Here is a 14,195-nt window from a genome sequence, read left to right as displayed (position 1 = left end):
TATAATACCCCCAGAAAGGAGTGTCCAACATGGCACAGTACAAACATTACAGTAAAGATTTCAAGTTACAGGCGGCAAAACTCGTCACAGAACAAGGCTATTCTCTAACCGAAGCAGGAAGAAAACTCGGCGTATCCGCATGGTCAGTCAGATACTGGATCAATAAATTCAGGCTCTCAAATGATCTGCCGCCGGAAAATCAGACCCAGCCTACAGCAGATGAACTTCAGCAGCTTCGCAAAGAAAACGCCAGGTTGAGGATGGAGAACGACATTTTAAAAAAAGCGGCGGCGTACTTTGCAAAGGAGTCGCAATGAAATTCCAATGGATAAAACAGCACGACAGCGAATTTCCAACTGCCATAATGTGCAAAGTACTGGATGTAAGCGACAGCGGTTATTACGGTCATTTAAAACATAAGCCTTCGACAGCACAGCAAAGGCGAGAAGCAATTTCGCAGGCCGCGGCGAAATCGTATTTTGAAAGTGAAAGGATTTACGGCTATCGAAAAGTATATAGTGATTTGCCGACAAAGATAAAATGCTGTCAAGAGACGCTTCGTCGTATAATGCGTCGGATTGGCCTGTTTTCATGTGTAAAACGCAGGTTCGTACATACTACAGATTCGAATCATACCATGGCGATAGCAGATAATCTTCTTGAACGAAACTTTAAAGCTGCTGCGATAAATACCAAATGGGCGGCTGATATAACGTATATTCCTACAGAACAAGGCTGGCTGTATTTTGCTGCGGTGATGGATTTATACTCACGCAGAATAATAGGTTGGTCGATGAGTGAGCGGATAGATTCAAAGCTTGTAATGGATGCATTAAGGATGGCGGTTGGGCAGCGAAGACCGGCATCAGGATTGATTCATCACAGTGATCGCGGCGTTCAATATGCCAGTGAAGATTTTCAGGATATGTTGCGAGGTAACGGAATAGTTTGCAGTATGAGTCGCAAAGGCGATTGCTGGGATAATGCGTGTATGGAAAGTTTTTTCGGGAGTTTGAAAACCGAGTGGATCAGAGATAAGAAATATATTAATTTTGCGGAAGCGAAAAAAGATATTTTCAAATACGTGGAGATATTTTATAATCGTCGGCGTCGTCATGCTTCGCTTGGGTATGTCAGCCCAGCGGAATATGAGGAAATAAGCGAAAAAGAACGGAAACAGGTAGCATAAATTCAATCACCGAGTGTCCGTCATTCGTTTAGCACCTCATTCTTGCCCCCTCCGATTTTTCTTTTGAGGTAGAAAAATCCTAAAAAATCGGGGGTCTTCGCTACGCTACGACGCATTATTACACGCAAAAAACCATTGAATTGCGCATATTTACACGCAAATTTCGCGTATTTTCACTCAAAAATACTCAACTTGCGTGAATTTAAACGAAAAAACTTAAGAAATCCGCGTTTTAAGTAATTTTAGTCAACTAAATGCAGGCAAATAATAGTAAATCGCAGCAAAACAACAGAAATTCACAGAAAAAAACAAAAAATGATAGCATTTAGTACGGAGCGCTGCACGAGAATGAAATTGGGCAGACACCCAGGTCCGCCCCTACAATTTAACCTTTAACCAATAATTTCATTCGCTATAATTCCTCTATGCCAAGATATATTCTTCATATCGATATGGATGCATTTTATGCCTCTGTTGAGCAGATGGACAATCCATCTCTAAAGGGCAAACCTCTAATCGTCGGCGGGACAGTTCAGCAGCGAGGCGTTGTCGCGGCGGCATCCTACGAGGCACGGAAATTCGGCGTTCACTCCGCCTTGCCAACATCGCAAGCCCTTAAACTTTGCCCAAATATTATTCTGCTGCCGGTTAGAATGGAACGGTACAGCGAAATATCAAAACAAATAATCAAAATCTTCAACGACTTCACGCCAGATGTCGAACAACTTTCACTCGATGAAGCATTTCTCGATGTTACCGGCTCTATCACACTTTTCGGCTCGGCTGAAAAAATCGGGCACACCATAAAAGACAGAATCAAAACCGAAATCGGCCTTACAGCGTCCGTCGGCATCGCGCCGAATAAATTCCTCGCAAAGCTCGCCAGCGATTTGCAAAAGCCGGACGGCTTTGTGATTATCACCGAAGAAAACAAGCAGCAGATTCTCGACCCGCTGAACATCTCGAAAATCTGGGGCGTTGGGAAAGTTACCGCCGCGGCTCTTAACAATATCGGAATCAATACCATTCAGCAACTTCGACAGACGTCTTTGAAAACATTGCAATCAATACTTGGCAATCAGGCCGAGGATTTGCTTCTGCTTACGCAGGGAATTGACGACAGGCCTGTTGAACCTGATAGAGACACAAAAGGAATGTCGGCTGAAGAGACGTTTCCAAAAGATGTTTCAGATAAAGCCGCCCTGCTCGAAGTTTTATTCAATCAGGTCGAGGAAGTTGCCGGCAGATTGCGTGAAGAAAACATCGAGGGCAAAACCATTACGCTCAAACTGCGTTATGGAAATTTCAAAACCGTAACGAGAAGTCATACGTTCGCCAATTCCACCAATGTCAGCAAAGTGCTATGGGATGAAGCAAAAAAAGTATTCGAAGAATGGCACGGTAAATCGGCCGGCGCACTGCGGCTTTTAGGCTTCGGCGTTTCCGGATTAACAGCAGAAGGCAGCGGACAAAAATTATTATTCTCGGAGCCAACCGACAACAAGCAGAAAAAAGTCGATCAAGTCTTCGACAAAATCAAGAAGAAATACGGAGGCGACAGTGTACAACGAAAGATTTAAGATTGAATATTGAAGAATGAAGATTTCATTTGGGAATTTTCTGTTTTAAATGATTTCTCCACTTCCATCCGTTTTCGCGGATGTCCGGTAGAAATAACGCGTTGCCGTCCCCTACGAGGATTAAAATACCGGCCACGGCTAAACAACTTTAACCGGTGCAGTGGAACCGCGAATAACCAGTTCACAATTCATCACAATGTTTTGAATAGCGTTTTGTGTATATTTTCCCATGATACGGTCGGTTAAAAGTTTGGCCGCTTTACGACCAATTTCATACCCATTTTGTTTTACAGATGTCAGTGCCGGCATCATATACGCCGCGAAATCCAAATCGGCAAACCCAACAACAGACAAATGTTCCGGAATTCTCAATTTAAGTTCCGCCGCGGCAAGATATACATATCGGGCAAGCGTATCGCTGGCGGCATAAACGGCTGTCGGACGCGGATTAGCTGTCAATATTTTCTTCGCGATTTCAATGCCGTCAGCGTTCTTCGGTTTCTCGACAGCAAAACACGAAGCCCCCTGTACCGTATCAATTCGCTTTTCAAAAAATCTTCTGCGTCGTTGCGCCCAACTGTACGTATCAATACCAATATCGCCAAAGTGCGCTATGTTACGATGCCCCAAATCCAATAAATGTTTCGCCACAAGTTCAGCGCCATGCTCTTCATTTGTCGTAACTGAATCCGCACCATATTTTACCGGAAGCTCATGGTCGATTGTAACAACAGGAACATTTCTTGACGCCAGCTCTTCATTGTGTTCGTAAAAATCCGGCGTTATCGGCGGCCACATTATCACGCCGTCAATACGCCTGTCTATAAGCCTGTGAATCTGTTCCAAATCATCCACCGGCCCGCTGCTGGCAAAATTATCGCCGTGGCGAACCCAAAGATTAATCGGAACGAAATCAACTGAAATCAACGTGTCGTGAATACCGTATAAAACCGACGACCAGTAAGAATCAAAAGGAGGAACCATTGCACCTATCGTATGCGTCAGGCCTGTTTGAAGCCCTTTGACCAGCATATTTGGACGATAACGGAGTTTTTCCGCAGCTGCCCATACCCTGCTGCACGTATCTTCAGAAAATCTCGCAATATCTACCCTGCGAAGAATACGCGAAGCCGTTGGAACGGACACGTTTGCCGCCTGCGCGACATCCCTCAAACTTGCTGCACCAGATGCCATTTTTTTCCCACCTTTAATGTAATATCAACTGCTATATTCTGTTTAGTTAGTATGGACTATCAGTAACATCAGCGATGCAGCAGCCGGAATTTTGAATTGCAAAAAAAACAACGCAAACGAAAGCTAATACTTTAGACATTGCATAAACTCCCAAACACAACTTAGCGTAACTTAAAAACCACGAATCTACCCATTCGCTCCGACACGAATAAACACTATATATTAAAATCCGAAATCCGAATTTCTAAACCCTAAACAATATCAAATTACCAAAATCACAATGCTCAAAACTTCCGCGTGGGCTAAAGCCCACCCTACAAATCTACGGATTTACGAACGCCTTTGCTTTATGCTATTTTATAAACCAAAAACACCTGTTTGGCAAATGCCATTTTGAATTTACGCCCCTACTTTGTATATCCGGAATTTACGAAAATTTAACTTGAAAATGTCCTCCTTTTGTGATAGTTAAGTAACAGGTGTGAGGAAAATGTCTATTTTCGAACCACAATCTGGTTTGACGTGCAGTGTGCTTGTGCTGAACAAACACTATATGCCGCTGCGCATCATAAACGTCAAAAGAGCCTTGTGCATGCTGTGCCGAGACCTCGCTGAAGTTATCTCCTATGAACAAGGTCAATATTACAACTACGATTTTGAGAGCTGGCGCGATATCAGCCAGATGAAACTCACCTTTGAACCCACACAACACGACTGGATAACCTCTGTCAATTTCCATATCGCGGTGCCGAGAATCGTCCGGCTGCTGTTTTATGACAGATTACCGAGAAATGATGTAAAGTTTAATCGACGCAACATCTTTGCCCGCGACAACAACCACTGTCAATACTGCGGTAAAAAATTCCCAACCTCTGAATTGTCTCTCGACCATGTTGTACCTAAAAGCTGCGGCGGAGCTGCAAACTGGGAGAATCTCGTTTGCGCCTGCACCAAATGCAACGCTAAAAAAGGCGGCAGAACACCAAAAGAAGCCAATATGAAGCTTACAAAACTGCCGGTAAAACCAAAACGCAATCCGACTGTGCATCTGCACCTTTCGCACGAAAGATACCATAGCTGGAAACAATTCCTCGACCACGCATACTGGTCTGTTGAGTTGACGTAAATCAAATATCAAATATCAAAAATCAAAATATATGAAAAATCTTCTTTACATAAAAGCGTCGCCAAGAGAACAACGAAGTCATTCGCACAGTATCGCAAGGGAATTTTTGACTGCATATCAGCAGACAAACCCAGAAGATAAAATCATAGTCAACGATCTGTTCGATATCCCGCTGCCTGAATTTGACAATTTCGCAGCGGAATCTAAATACGCAATCATACACGGCAAGGAAAAAACTCCTGAACAGGTGAAAAAATGGTCGCAGATTGAAAAAATCATTGCGCAATTCAAATCCGCTGACAAATATCTAATCTCAACGCCGATGTGGAACTTCAGCATCCCTTATAAACTCAAGCACTACCTCGATATCATACTCCAGCCGGGCTATACATTCAGCGCAGCGAACGGCGTTTATAAAGGACTTGCAGGCGGTAAGCCTATGTGCGTTATTTATGCCCGCGGAGGCAGTTTCGATGAAAGTTCGCCAATCGACTTTCAGAAAAAATATCTCGATTTCATTCTTGGCTTCATTGGTTTTACGGACATAAAATCAATTATCTGCCAGCCGACACTTCAGGATGAACAAACCGTCAACAAGGCACAAGATAAAGCCATAGCTGACGCGCAATCCATCGCAAAAACATTCTAAAATAAAAAACTTAACTATTTATTGATAATGACGAAAATAAAAAGTGGCCTTAGGAGCTGCAACTCGCTAAGACCACCGTTACCGCTTAGATTACCACTAAGCAGCTAAACTAAGCAAGGAATCGTCAGATTCGAGGATGTTTGTAGCTGATGCATACGTGTTCAACGCTAAATCTGTGAGACTGCTAATTTTATTTTCAGTCTCCATCTGCTGCTGCATCTTTGTGATGTCCTCGACGAGTTCATCCTCGGTCACCTGACCATCCCCGTTAGAGTCAGCATCGAGAATTTTCTCGGCTTTCTCTCCGCCGGCCATAATCTCATCAAGGCTCAAAACACCGTCTTTATTGGTGTCTAATTCATCGATGATATTGGTTGCCATATCTTCGGCGTCGTCTTCTGACGGCGGTGGCGGCGGCATGTTAGGCCTCATGCCTCCCTCAAACTTCGTGATGTCCGCGATTAGCTCTTCCAATGAAACACTGCCGTCTTCGTCTGAATCTGCGCCTGTGATTTTCTCGGCGAGATCACCTTCTGCATTGCTGATTTCATCGGCATTCAGAGAGCCATCGCTGTTGGTATCAAGTTTTTCCATGAGGGAATTTGCCATGCTTGTCGCATCAGGCTTCTTGCTATTGTTAGCCTGGTACATACTTGATAGCACACTCTGTCCAATTGCACTAATGTCCATAATCGTTCACCCCCTTTCGGTGCGTAAAAAAATAAATGTAGTGAACTAATGAGCAAAAAAAGTGCCAAACATACAATTCATATCTTTTTCTGATATTTATTTGTTTTTGCGGCAATAATGAGGGTTTGGAGAAATTGACGTGCTTTAGTTATCGGACGTAAACAGACTTTCTTTCCGATAATAACAGAAGTTTTTTCCTAAAATGCAGGATTCCTATGCGTCGCGGTCGATAGCTTTGGCGATTGCCTTAATCTGCGTCATCAACTGCGCGAGAACTTCCGGCGTAATCGACTGCGCACCATCGCTTAATGCGTGTTCAGGGTCGTGATGACATTCAATCAGCAGGCCATCTGCCCCTGCGGCGATCGCTGCACGACTCATCGCCGGAATCATGTGCGCATGGCCTGTTCCGTGCGATGGGTCAACAACCACAGGCAAATGCGTTCTGGCTTTCAGCTCCGGCACTATCGCCAGCGCAAGAGTGTTGCGGACATAATCCTCGAATGTTCTAATTCCTCTTTCGCAAAGTATGACCTGCGAATTGCCTGCGTTAATAATATATTCGGCGGCAAGTAAAAATTCATCGAGCTGCGCGCTCATTCCGCGTTTGAGCAGTACCGGCTTATTAACTTTGCCGAGTGCCTCGAGCAGCGGATAATGCTGCATATTTCTCGCTCCAACCTGCAACACATCAACATATTCAGCGACAACTTCAATCTGCTCAACAGCGACAACTTCGGTAACAATCGCAAGACCGGTGTTCTTTTTCGCCTTTGCCAAAAGTTTCAAACCTTCAACGCCAAGCCCCTGAAAGGCATAAGGACTCGTTCTGGGTTTGAACGCCCCTGCCCGCAGACCTATGCAGCCGGCAGCGGCGACCTTTTCAGCAGTGTATAATAATTGCTTTTCATTTTCAACCGAACATGGGCCGGCAATTACACCGACCTTTTTCCCACCCAGCGGAAAACCTTTTTCGCCGATTTTTATCTGCGTGTTTTCTTTTTTAACTTCGCGCGACGCGATTTTATACGGCGCAAGTATCGGAACTATGCGTTCGACGTTCGATGCGTTTTCAATCGCGCCTTTATCGACATTTCGTTTATCACCCAGACACGCAATTACCGTTCGGTTCGTGCCGACGATAACGTGTTCTTTCAAACCATATTCTTTGACAAGTTTAACTACGTGGCGAACATCTTTTTCAGATGCGCCTTCTTTCATAATTACAATCATTGCTTAACTCCGGATGCCGCGCAAAAAGCCGCGGGTAAATAGTCAATAATATCAGTCGCGATTAAGCTGACAAAGCCCTTATCCTTCGCAGCCAAATCGCCCGCAAGTCCGTGAATGTAAACGCCAAATACCGCAGCGTCAAAATCATTCATCTGCTGTCCGCAAAGCGAAGTGATAATTCCCGTCAGCACATCGCCGCTGCCGGCGGTTGCCATTCCCGAATTGCCCGTTGTGTTTACATATTTTTTTTCATTATCAGCGACAACTGTTTCGTGTCCTTTCAAAACGACTGTCGTATTGGTTTCTTTCGCAAATTCAGTTGCGATTTTTTGCCTGTCGTCAGGCATAGCCGCCCTAAACAAACCATCCCAAAGCCTTTTCATCTCGCCCGGATGCGGCGTAAGAATCAGGTTTGCTTTATTAATTTTCTGCCAGCCTTTTAGCGTCGCAATATTATTCAAACCGTCTGCATCTATCACAAGACGAAGGTTTTCAATGCGAAGAAGATTTTCGAGAATGCTTTTGATTCCGCCTGAAACACCGATACCCGGCCCGAAAGCGACAACGTCGTTTTCTTCGATTGCGTTTAGAATTACGTCGGCTGCCTTTGCGGAAATTTTGCCGGATGAATCTTCCGCCAGCGAAATCGTTGTATAACAAGGGTCGAATGAAGCTACTATCGGCAGAACGCTTTTTGGCACAGCGATTCTGACAAGGCCGGAGCCGCTGCGAAGTGCGCTTTTGCCCGCAAGTGCCGCTGCACCGCCAAAACCAGTGCTGCCGGCGATTATGCAGACTTTGCCGAAATCGCCTTTGTGGGCGTCGGTTAAACGTTTTTCCAATCGCGGTATTGCCTTTATTTCTTTCATATATACCTTATACTAACAAATACCACCGTATAAGGTCAATAAAAGAATTGACAGGCAAAACAGATACATTTATAATGGTTTCTCGTTCTGTTCGGAGATAAAGTAGCAAATGACAAGTGAAAAAACATCTGCAATTACACAGCAGTTCAAAAAAGTCATTGAACAAAAATACAATTTAATCGAGATGAAATTGTTCGGCTCCTGCGCTCGCGGCGATTCTTCGAAAACATCCGATATAGACTTGATGGTAAGACTGCCCGATGTGAACAGAACAATTGAAGAAGATTTATTCAATATCGCTTATGATTTGGAACTGGAGCACGACTGCGTAATCGACGTTATCGTTCTGCCGCAAAACTTCAACAATAACATTCCGATTTATCAGAACATCCTGCGAGAAGGTATAATAGTTTGACCAAAGAAGAAAAACAAACTTTAATAAAATATCGACTGGAACGTGCAAATGAATCCATAAAAGCGGCAGAATTATTGTTTGCAAATAAATTACTCATTCCCGCGATGAATAGAATTTATTATTCTATGTTCTATGCTGTTCAGGCGATACTGGTTCTTAATGAAAAAGCCTTTTCCAAACACGGACAAGTTAAGGCATATTTTAATATGGAATTCATAAAGACCGGCGTTTTCCCAAAAGAATTCGGCAAAATTTTCAACACAGTTTTCGAGTATCGGCAAAAATTTGATTATGTTGATATGCTCGTACCAGAAGAAAATCTGATTTCAGATTATATCGCCAAAGCACAAAATTTCATTGAGCAGTTATCTTCCTATCTTGGCAGCAAACTTGCAGATATGCAAGCTTGAGTTACGCAGAAGAAAGCTGTAATAATGAGGTGCAATATGGAAATTGCCAAACAATATTTATTACGTTATCATCACCGAATGGGATTTGTAGGAATTTCACTTCTGATGCTTCCTATTCTGATTTTGGTTTGGCTGGTTGCAAAAGAACCTTTTATTTCCGTGTTCAACGGCACTGTGCCGGGCTATATATTCAGCGGACGTATTTTTTCGGAGAGATTCAATATAATCCACGCAGGGACTGCACTTGACCAGCCCACAACAGGCAAATGGCTGTTTTGGTTTTCAGTTATGACATTATCATCACTATCATATATAAAGACCATCAAGTGGTTTAGTAATACAAAAAATTCAGCCGGATATATCACGATGTGTATTTTCAGCGGCATAATCTGTTTATTACTCTTATGTATATTGAGTTGGCCACTGATATGGCTGATTCAGTATATCCACTCAATGGGATTCACTTATAGACGTGTTTTCGGCCTGATTTGCGCAATTACCGGCGGAGTAATCGCAATCAGGTTTATGTATAAAACCATCAAAACAACGTAACGTCCGGCTATAAAAGAGTTGACAACGAAACAGCAAAGTTTATAATGGATAAAACTTTGAGCAGAGATTGATACTTATGAAAACTTCTAAAAACAAGAAAAATAAAATTGTCATTTCCGACGGATGCAGCGGCGCAACAGCAAAAGCAAAGAAAAAAACATCCTCTGCTTCCACTGAATTTTCCCGAAATGCCGCTATGAAAGAATTTATATTCGTAATCGAAAATTCCGATGAGGGCGGGTATGTCGCAAAAGCGCTCGGAACATCAATTTATACAGAAGGCGAAACATTAGACGAGTTAAAGAAAAATATCAAAGATGCGATAAAATGCCATTTTGAAAAATCAGAAATTCCTCAAATTATACGCTTGCACTTTGTAAAAGACGAAGTAATGGCAATATGAAACTTCCGCGGGAAATCAGTAGGCTGGAATTTGCAAAGCTTCTCAAGAAATATGGGTATGAAATAACCAGACAAACCGGCAGCCATATACGACTCACCACCGAATTTAACGGGCAGCATCACATTACAATCCCCGCACATAAGAATCTTAAAATCGGCACGCTGAACAGCATTCTAAACGACATTGCAAGTCATTTCAAAATCAATAAAAACGACTTAAGCAAAAAACTATTTTAGTACCCTTAGTCGTCACAGCCGGCTTTTGCTTCCAGCGACATATCCGCGAAAAGATTGGCTTTATATTTGTGGTAAGCAAGTGATGCAATCATAACGCCATTGTCGGTACAATATTTTTTCGGAGCAACCAATAATTTTCTGCCGGTTCGATTTGCCATATTCTCAAGCTCCGTTCGCAGCAGAGTATTAGCCGCCACGCCGCCACCGAGCAGAATCGACTTTGCGGAAAATTTATCGGCCGCCATTTCCGCTTTCCGCACAAGAACGTCTATAACAGCCGTCTGAAACGAAGCGGCAATATCGGCGATTTCCTGTTGGCTCATTTGCGGTACCCTGCTTTGGCCTTTCATATCCTGTCCGCAGCAATGATACAGCACGGCAGTTTTTAATCCGCTGAAAGAAAAATCGAGCGAATCTTTAGCAAGCATTGTTCTCGGAAAACGAATCGCCTTTGGATTTCCGTCTTTGGCAGCCTTTTCAATACTCGGCCCACCGGGATAAGACAAATTCAAAATCGACGCGACTTTATCAAACGCCTCACCTGCCGCATCGTCAATCGTAGAGCCGAGGAGGTGAAGGTCGAGAATATTTTCACATTCGTACAAACTCGAGTGTCCGCCGGAAACTACCATCGCAACAGCCGGAAGCTGCAAATCCTTCACGTCCATCATCGAAGACTGCAAATGCGCGTGAACGTGATTTATCGCAATCAGCGGTTTTCCCAGGGTCATCGCAAGTGTTTTAGCCGCGGTCAGCCCGACAATCAGCGCAACGGTAAGCCCCGGCTGATTTGCAACAGCGACAGCATTAATTTCGTTTTTACTAATGCCAGACTGCTCAATCGCCTGTTCGACAATGGGATAAATTTTTTCGATGTGAGCGCGAGACGCGATTTCTGGCACAACTCCGCCGTATTTCTGGTGCAGTGCGATTTGAGAAGATATAACGCTCGAAAGAACCTGTGAACCGTTGCGGACTACAGCCGCGGCTGTTTCATCGCAGCTTGTCTCTATGCCAAGTATATTGATTTGCTCCTGCATTATGGTTTGGTATGTAACTTTGAAGAAATTATTCAGTCGGCGGCTTAAACAAAAACGTCTTCTGACAGAAATCCGGAAAATGTTTTATAAGATACGCCTGTTCTTTGTTTACAAATTGCGGAGACAGTTCTTTGACAAATAAGCATACAAATGTCCTTTTGCCGAACTGGTCTTCAAGTTGCCTTACTATCACACCGGCGATGTCCTTTTGTTCGCCATTGTGGAATTTCAATTGCATATCAACTGTTTTGCCGACCGCCAGATTTGCCTTTTCCGCATCAGTGATGTTAAGTTCAAACCTTACAGCCTTGATTGATATATCAATCACCTTTGCGTTAAGATTTGTGATTTCCGGCGAAGCATCGATAGGATATATAACTCTGAAGTATTCACGCCGTTGAGATTTTCTCCGGTCTTGCGTCACACCCGGAGGCAATGAAACAGGTTCACCTTCTTTGGCCGGTTTTCTTCTGTCTTGCTGCTTGTCGTTAAACCAACTCATATCCATATCCTTTGTCGTGATTCTATAAAATTATTTGGATTTTACAAGTATAAAAATCTGTCGAATAATACTCTTAATTATTCTCAAAGGCGTAAACCTCAAAGGCACTAATTTAGCCTCTATCAGCTTCCTGCGCTCGTTATCGGACGGTATTTGCCCAACAACCTCAATGTTTGCCCTTTGAAAACAGCCAAAACGCAGGTTTTTCGCTGTTTCTATTATCGGCAATTTACCGGCGTCAATTCCGATTAAATCACTACAAATTATTTCCGCCGCGATAGGGTCTTTCGATGCCGCAATCCATCCCAAGCTCACAGGATTGCCGCTTATCGGCCCCGGCCCTTCCATCGCAATAACCGCGTCAATTATATTTATCACCGGATTCAATAATTTATAAATGCCAATCAGCATCGTACAGAAATCCTCGAAAGTCGCTCCTTTTTTATAGTGCCAAACGGCTTTGGCCTTTCCGCTGACGCAGCCGAACATATTTTTCACAGCTATCGTCGCGACAAGCTGCTGATGGGTTTTCAGCTTGGGAAGATTGATAATTTTGTCCGCTTCAAGAGCATACCTGCTGATACCAACTCGCGTTTGGCAAAATTCCAGTCTGCGTTTTACGGGCTCGTCAAGCTGGCGGACTTCGACTCCAAGCTTTGCCAAAGGCTCAATCAGTCCAAGTGCCTTTGCGCAGGTACGGGCATCCGCCCACGCCGGCGAATCGCCGACAAACGGTTTTGCGCCACAATCGACAAGCAATTTAGCCAATTCATAAATCACCGCAGGGTCGGTTTGCGTGCCGCATTCTTTGGGTTTTGGCGCGATTAAATTGGGTTTTATTAGGACATTGTCGCCTTTGCCTATCAGAGATTCCAGTCCGCCGTGCAGCTCAAAATGCTTCAACAGTGTCGTCCTCACGGACTGGCTTTCATAATCGGGGCATTTAATTATTGATACTTTTGCTTGATTCATAGCTAATACTTTATACAATCTTCAAAGTTTGTTCAATATGAAAGAATTACTAAAAAATCTGATTCGTGCCAAATCCACACAGGATGTTGGCGAAATAAAAACCGCGAAAGTTTTGGCTGACTATTTCAAAAAGGCAGGCTTGAAACCCCAAGTCGATGTCTGGGACAAAAATCGCGCTAATGTAACCGTCCGCCTGAAGTCAACAGGCGAAAGACCGGGACTGCTCTTTGTCGGTCATCTCGACGTTGTGCCCGCTGAAAACGCGGCAATGTTCAACCCTATCGAACGCGGCGGGAAAATTTTCGGCAGAGGAAGCTGCGATATGAAAGGCGGCCTGGCCTGCGCAGCGGCGGCAATCGTCGAAACCTGCAAATCCAATATCAAATTGAAAGGCGACATAATTTTCTCCGCGACCGCCGGTGAAGAAACGGACAGCGCCGGAATTGTCAAATTCATAAAAACATTCAAAGACAGAAATCTGTGCGGGATAATCGTGCCCGAACCGACAGACTTCGAACTCGTCGTGGCGCATCGCGGTTTATTATGGCTGCAAATTATTACAAAAGGCAAACCCGCGCACAGCTCAATGCCGCAGTTGGGAATCAACGCGATTGACGCTATGAGAAAATTCCTTAACAAACTGGAAAAATTTAAAATCCCCGGCATTAATAAACAGCTCGGCAAAGCGTCGTTAAGCGTAAACAAAATCGCAGGCGGAACAGCGTCGAATATCGTTCCAGATTTATGCTCGACGCAAATCGATATACGCACAGTACCCGGCCAGCAGATTAAAAACATAATCGCCGATTTAAACAAAATTATCACAAAACTGGCGGAAAAGAATCCGAACTTCAACGCGGAGATTAAAATTATCCGACAGGCCGGTTCGCTGCAAACCGATGAGAAAAGCCCGTTCGTAAAGGCAATAAAACACACATTAAACATTGAAGCAAAAGCTGTGGCGTTCACCACCGATGCGCCTTATTTGACAATATACAATAAACCAATCGTTGTTTTCGGCCCCGGTTTGCCCGGCCTTTGCCACAAGCCAAACGAACACATAAAAATTAAGGATATGGAAAACGGAATCAAATATTATAAAAATATTTTTGCGAATCTGCTGCAATAATTTGTT

18 protein-coding genes are annotated in these 14,195 nt (G+C 43.8%); 11 read left to right on the top strand and 7 right to left on the bottom strand.

The features are described 5' to 3' along the window. The first annotated feature begins 29 nt into the window (after positions 1–29). The 3 genes from LLF92_05200 to dinB all read left to right on the top strand — a co-directional run bounded on the left by LLF92_05200 (position 30) and on the right by dinB (position 2,769). Positions 30–317 (top strand): transposase, encoded by a 288-nt coding sequence (locus LLF92_05200; GenBank protein MCE5340509.1) that lies wholly within the window; start codon positions 30–32, stop codon positions 315–317. Then, on the top strand, positions 314–1,189 hold the full coding sequence (locus LLF92_05195) for an IS3 family transposase (protein MCE5340508.1): 876 nt from the start codon (positions 314–316) through the stop codon (positions 1,187–1,189). Before LLF92_05200 ends, LLF92_05195 begins: the two co-directional genes overlap by 4 nt. 425 nt (positions 1,190–1,614) lie before the next feature. Then, on the top strand, positions 1,615–2,769 hold the full coding sequence (dinB, locus tag LLF92_05190; protein ID MCE5340507.1) for a DNA polymerase IV: 1,155 nt from the start codon (positions 1,615–1,617) through the stop codon (positions 2,767–2,769). A 138-nt stretch (positions 2,770–2,907) separates the two neighbouring features. Here the strand turns inward: dinB and LLF92_05185 are convergent, their stop codons facing one another. Continuing rightward, a complete protein-coding gene (locus tag LLF92_05185) occupies positions 2,908–3,963 on the bottom strand; it encodes a LacI family transcriptional regulator (protein MCE5340506.1) in 1,056 nt (351 codons plus the stop codon). A 490-nt stretch (positions 3,964–4,453) separates the two neighbouring features. Here LLF92_05185 and LLF92_05180 point away from each other — a divergent pair, with 490 nt between their 5' ends. Beyond that, positions 4,454–5,089 (top strand): HNH endonuclease, encoded by a 636-nt coding sequence (locus LLF92_05180; protein MCE5340505.1) that lies wholly within the window; start codon positions 4,454–4,456, stop codon positions 5,087–5,089. Between the two features lie 31 nt (positions 5,090–5,120). Next, on the top strand, positions 5,121–5,738 hold the full coding sequence (locus LLF92_05175) for an NAD(P)H-dependent oxidoreductase (GenBank protein ID MCE5340504.1): 618 nt from the start codon (positions 5,121–5,123) through the stop codon (positions 5,736–5,738). A 96-nt stretch (positions 5,739–5,834) separates the two neighbouring features. On the opposite strand, the gene LLF92_05170 is transcribed toward LLF92_05175, so the two are convergent. From LLF92_05170 to LLF92_05160, 3 genes are all read right to left on the bottom strand, one after another. Further along, entirely contained in the window at positions 5,835–6,347 is a 513-nt protein-coding gene (locus LLF92_05170) for an EF-hand domain-containing protein (protein ID MCE5340503.1), read from the bottom strand. Positions 6,348–6,641: 294 nt separating this feature from the next. Then, positions 6,642–7,661: a 3-deoxy-7-phosphoheptulonate synthase gene (gene aroF, locus LLF92_05165; GenBank protein ID MCE5340502.1), complete on the bottom strand. Its 1,020-nt coding sequence runs from the start codon at positions 7,659–7,661 to the stop codon at positions 6,642–6,644. Continuing rightward, on the bottom strand, positions 7,658–8,530 hold the full coding sequence (locus tag LLF92_05160; protein ID MCE5340501.1) for an NAD(P)H-hydrate dehydratase: 873 nt from the start codon (positions 8,528–8,530) through the stop codon (positions 7,658–7,660). Before LLF92_05160 ends, aroF begins: the two co-directional genes overlap by 4 nt. A gap of 109 nt (positions 8,531–8,639) precedes the next feature. Here LLF92_05160 and LLF92_05155 point away from each other — a divergent pair, with 109 nt between their 5' ends. The 5 genes from LLF92_05155 to LLF92_05135 all read left to right on the top strand — a co-directional run bounded on the left by LLF92_05155 (position 8,640) and on the right by LLF92_05135 (position 10,546). Further along, positions 8,640–8,945: a nucleotidyltransferase domain-containing protein gene (locus LLF92_05155; GenBank protein MCE5340500.1), complete on the top strand. Its 306-nt coding sequence runs from the start codon at positions 8,640–8,642 to the stop codon at positions 8,943–8,945. After that, positions 8,942–9,355, top strand: a complete 414-nt coding sequence (locus tag LLF92_05150; GenBank protein ID MCE5340499.1) for a HEPN domain-containing protein — start codon at positions 8,942–8,944, stop codon at positions 9,353–9,355. Before LLF92_05155 ends, LLF92_05150 begins: the two co-directional genes overlap by 4 nt. A gap of 36 nt (positions 9,356–9,391) precedes the next feature. Continuing rightward, positions 9,392–9,907 carry a hypothetical protein gene (locus LLF92_05145; protein ID MCE5340498.1) on the top strand — a complete coding sequence of 172 codons (516 nt, stop codon included), beginning with the start codon at positions 9,392–9,394 and terminating at the stop codon, positions 9,905–9,907. A 76-nt stretch (positions 9,908–9,983) separates the two neighbouring features. Continuing rightward, complete coding sequence (locus LLF92_05140) at positions 9,984–10,310, top strand: type II toxin-antitoxin system HicB family antitoxin (protein MCE5340497.1); 327 nt, start codon at positions 9,984–9,986, stop codon at positions 10,308–10,310. Then, positions 10,307–10,546, top strand: coding sequence for a type II toxin-antitoxin system HicA family toxin (locus LLF92_05135; GenBank protein ID MCE5340496.1), 240 nt, complete (start codon positions 10,307–10,309; stop codon positions 10,544–10,546). The genes LLF92_05140 and LLF92_05135 overlap by 4 nt, the downstream gene beginning before the upstream one ends. A gap of 5 nt (positions 10,547–10,551) precedes the next feature. On the opposite strand, the gene tsaD is transcribed toward LLF92_05135, so the two are convergent. Genes tsaD through LLF92_05120 form a run of 3 tightly spaced genes read right to left on the bottom strand, consistent with a single transcriptional unit; the run spans position 10,552 to position 13,060 of the window. Beyond that, positions 10,552–11,586 (bottom strand): tRNA (adenosine(37)-N6)-threonylcarbamoyltransferase complex transferase subunit TsaD, encoded by a 1,035-nt coding sequence (gene tsaD, locus LLF92_05130; GenBank protein ID MCE5340495.1) that lies wholly within the window; start codon positions 11,584–11,586, stop codon positions 10,552–10,554. A 28-nt stretch (positions 11,587–11,614) separates the two neighbouring features. After that, on the bottom strand, positions 11,615–12,088 hold the full coding sequence (locus tag LLF92_05125) for a PilZ domain-containing protein (protein ID MCE5340494.1): 474 nt from the start codon (positions 12,086–12,088) through the stop codon (positions 11,615–11,617). 30 nt (positions 12,089–12,118) lie between these two features. After that, positions 12,119–13,060: a DUF362 domain-containing protein gene (locus LLF92_05120; GenBank protein MCE5340493.1), complete on the bottom strand. Its 942-nt coding sequence runs from the start codon at positions 13,058–13,060 to the stop codon at positions 12,119–12,121. 37 nt (positions 13,061–13,097) lie between these two features. Here LLF92_05120 and LLF92_05115 point away from each other — a divergent pair, with 37 nt between their 5' ends. Further along, complete coding sequence (locus LLF92_05115) at positions 13,098–14,189, top strand: M20 family metallopeptidase (GenBank protein ID MCE5340492.1); 1,092 nt, start codon at positions 13,098–13,100, stop codon at positions 14,187–14,189. Positions 14,190–14,195: the final 6 nt, after the last annotated feature.

The sequence above is a fragment of the Planctomycetaceae bacterium genome (genome assembly GCA_021371795.1).
In the GTDB taxonomy this organism is placed as follows: domain Bacteria; phylum Planctomycetota; class Phycisphaerae; order Sedimentisphaerales; family UBA12454; genus UBA12454.
This window is presented reverse-complemented; position numbering and strand designations above follow the sequence as displayed.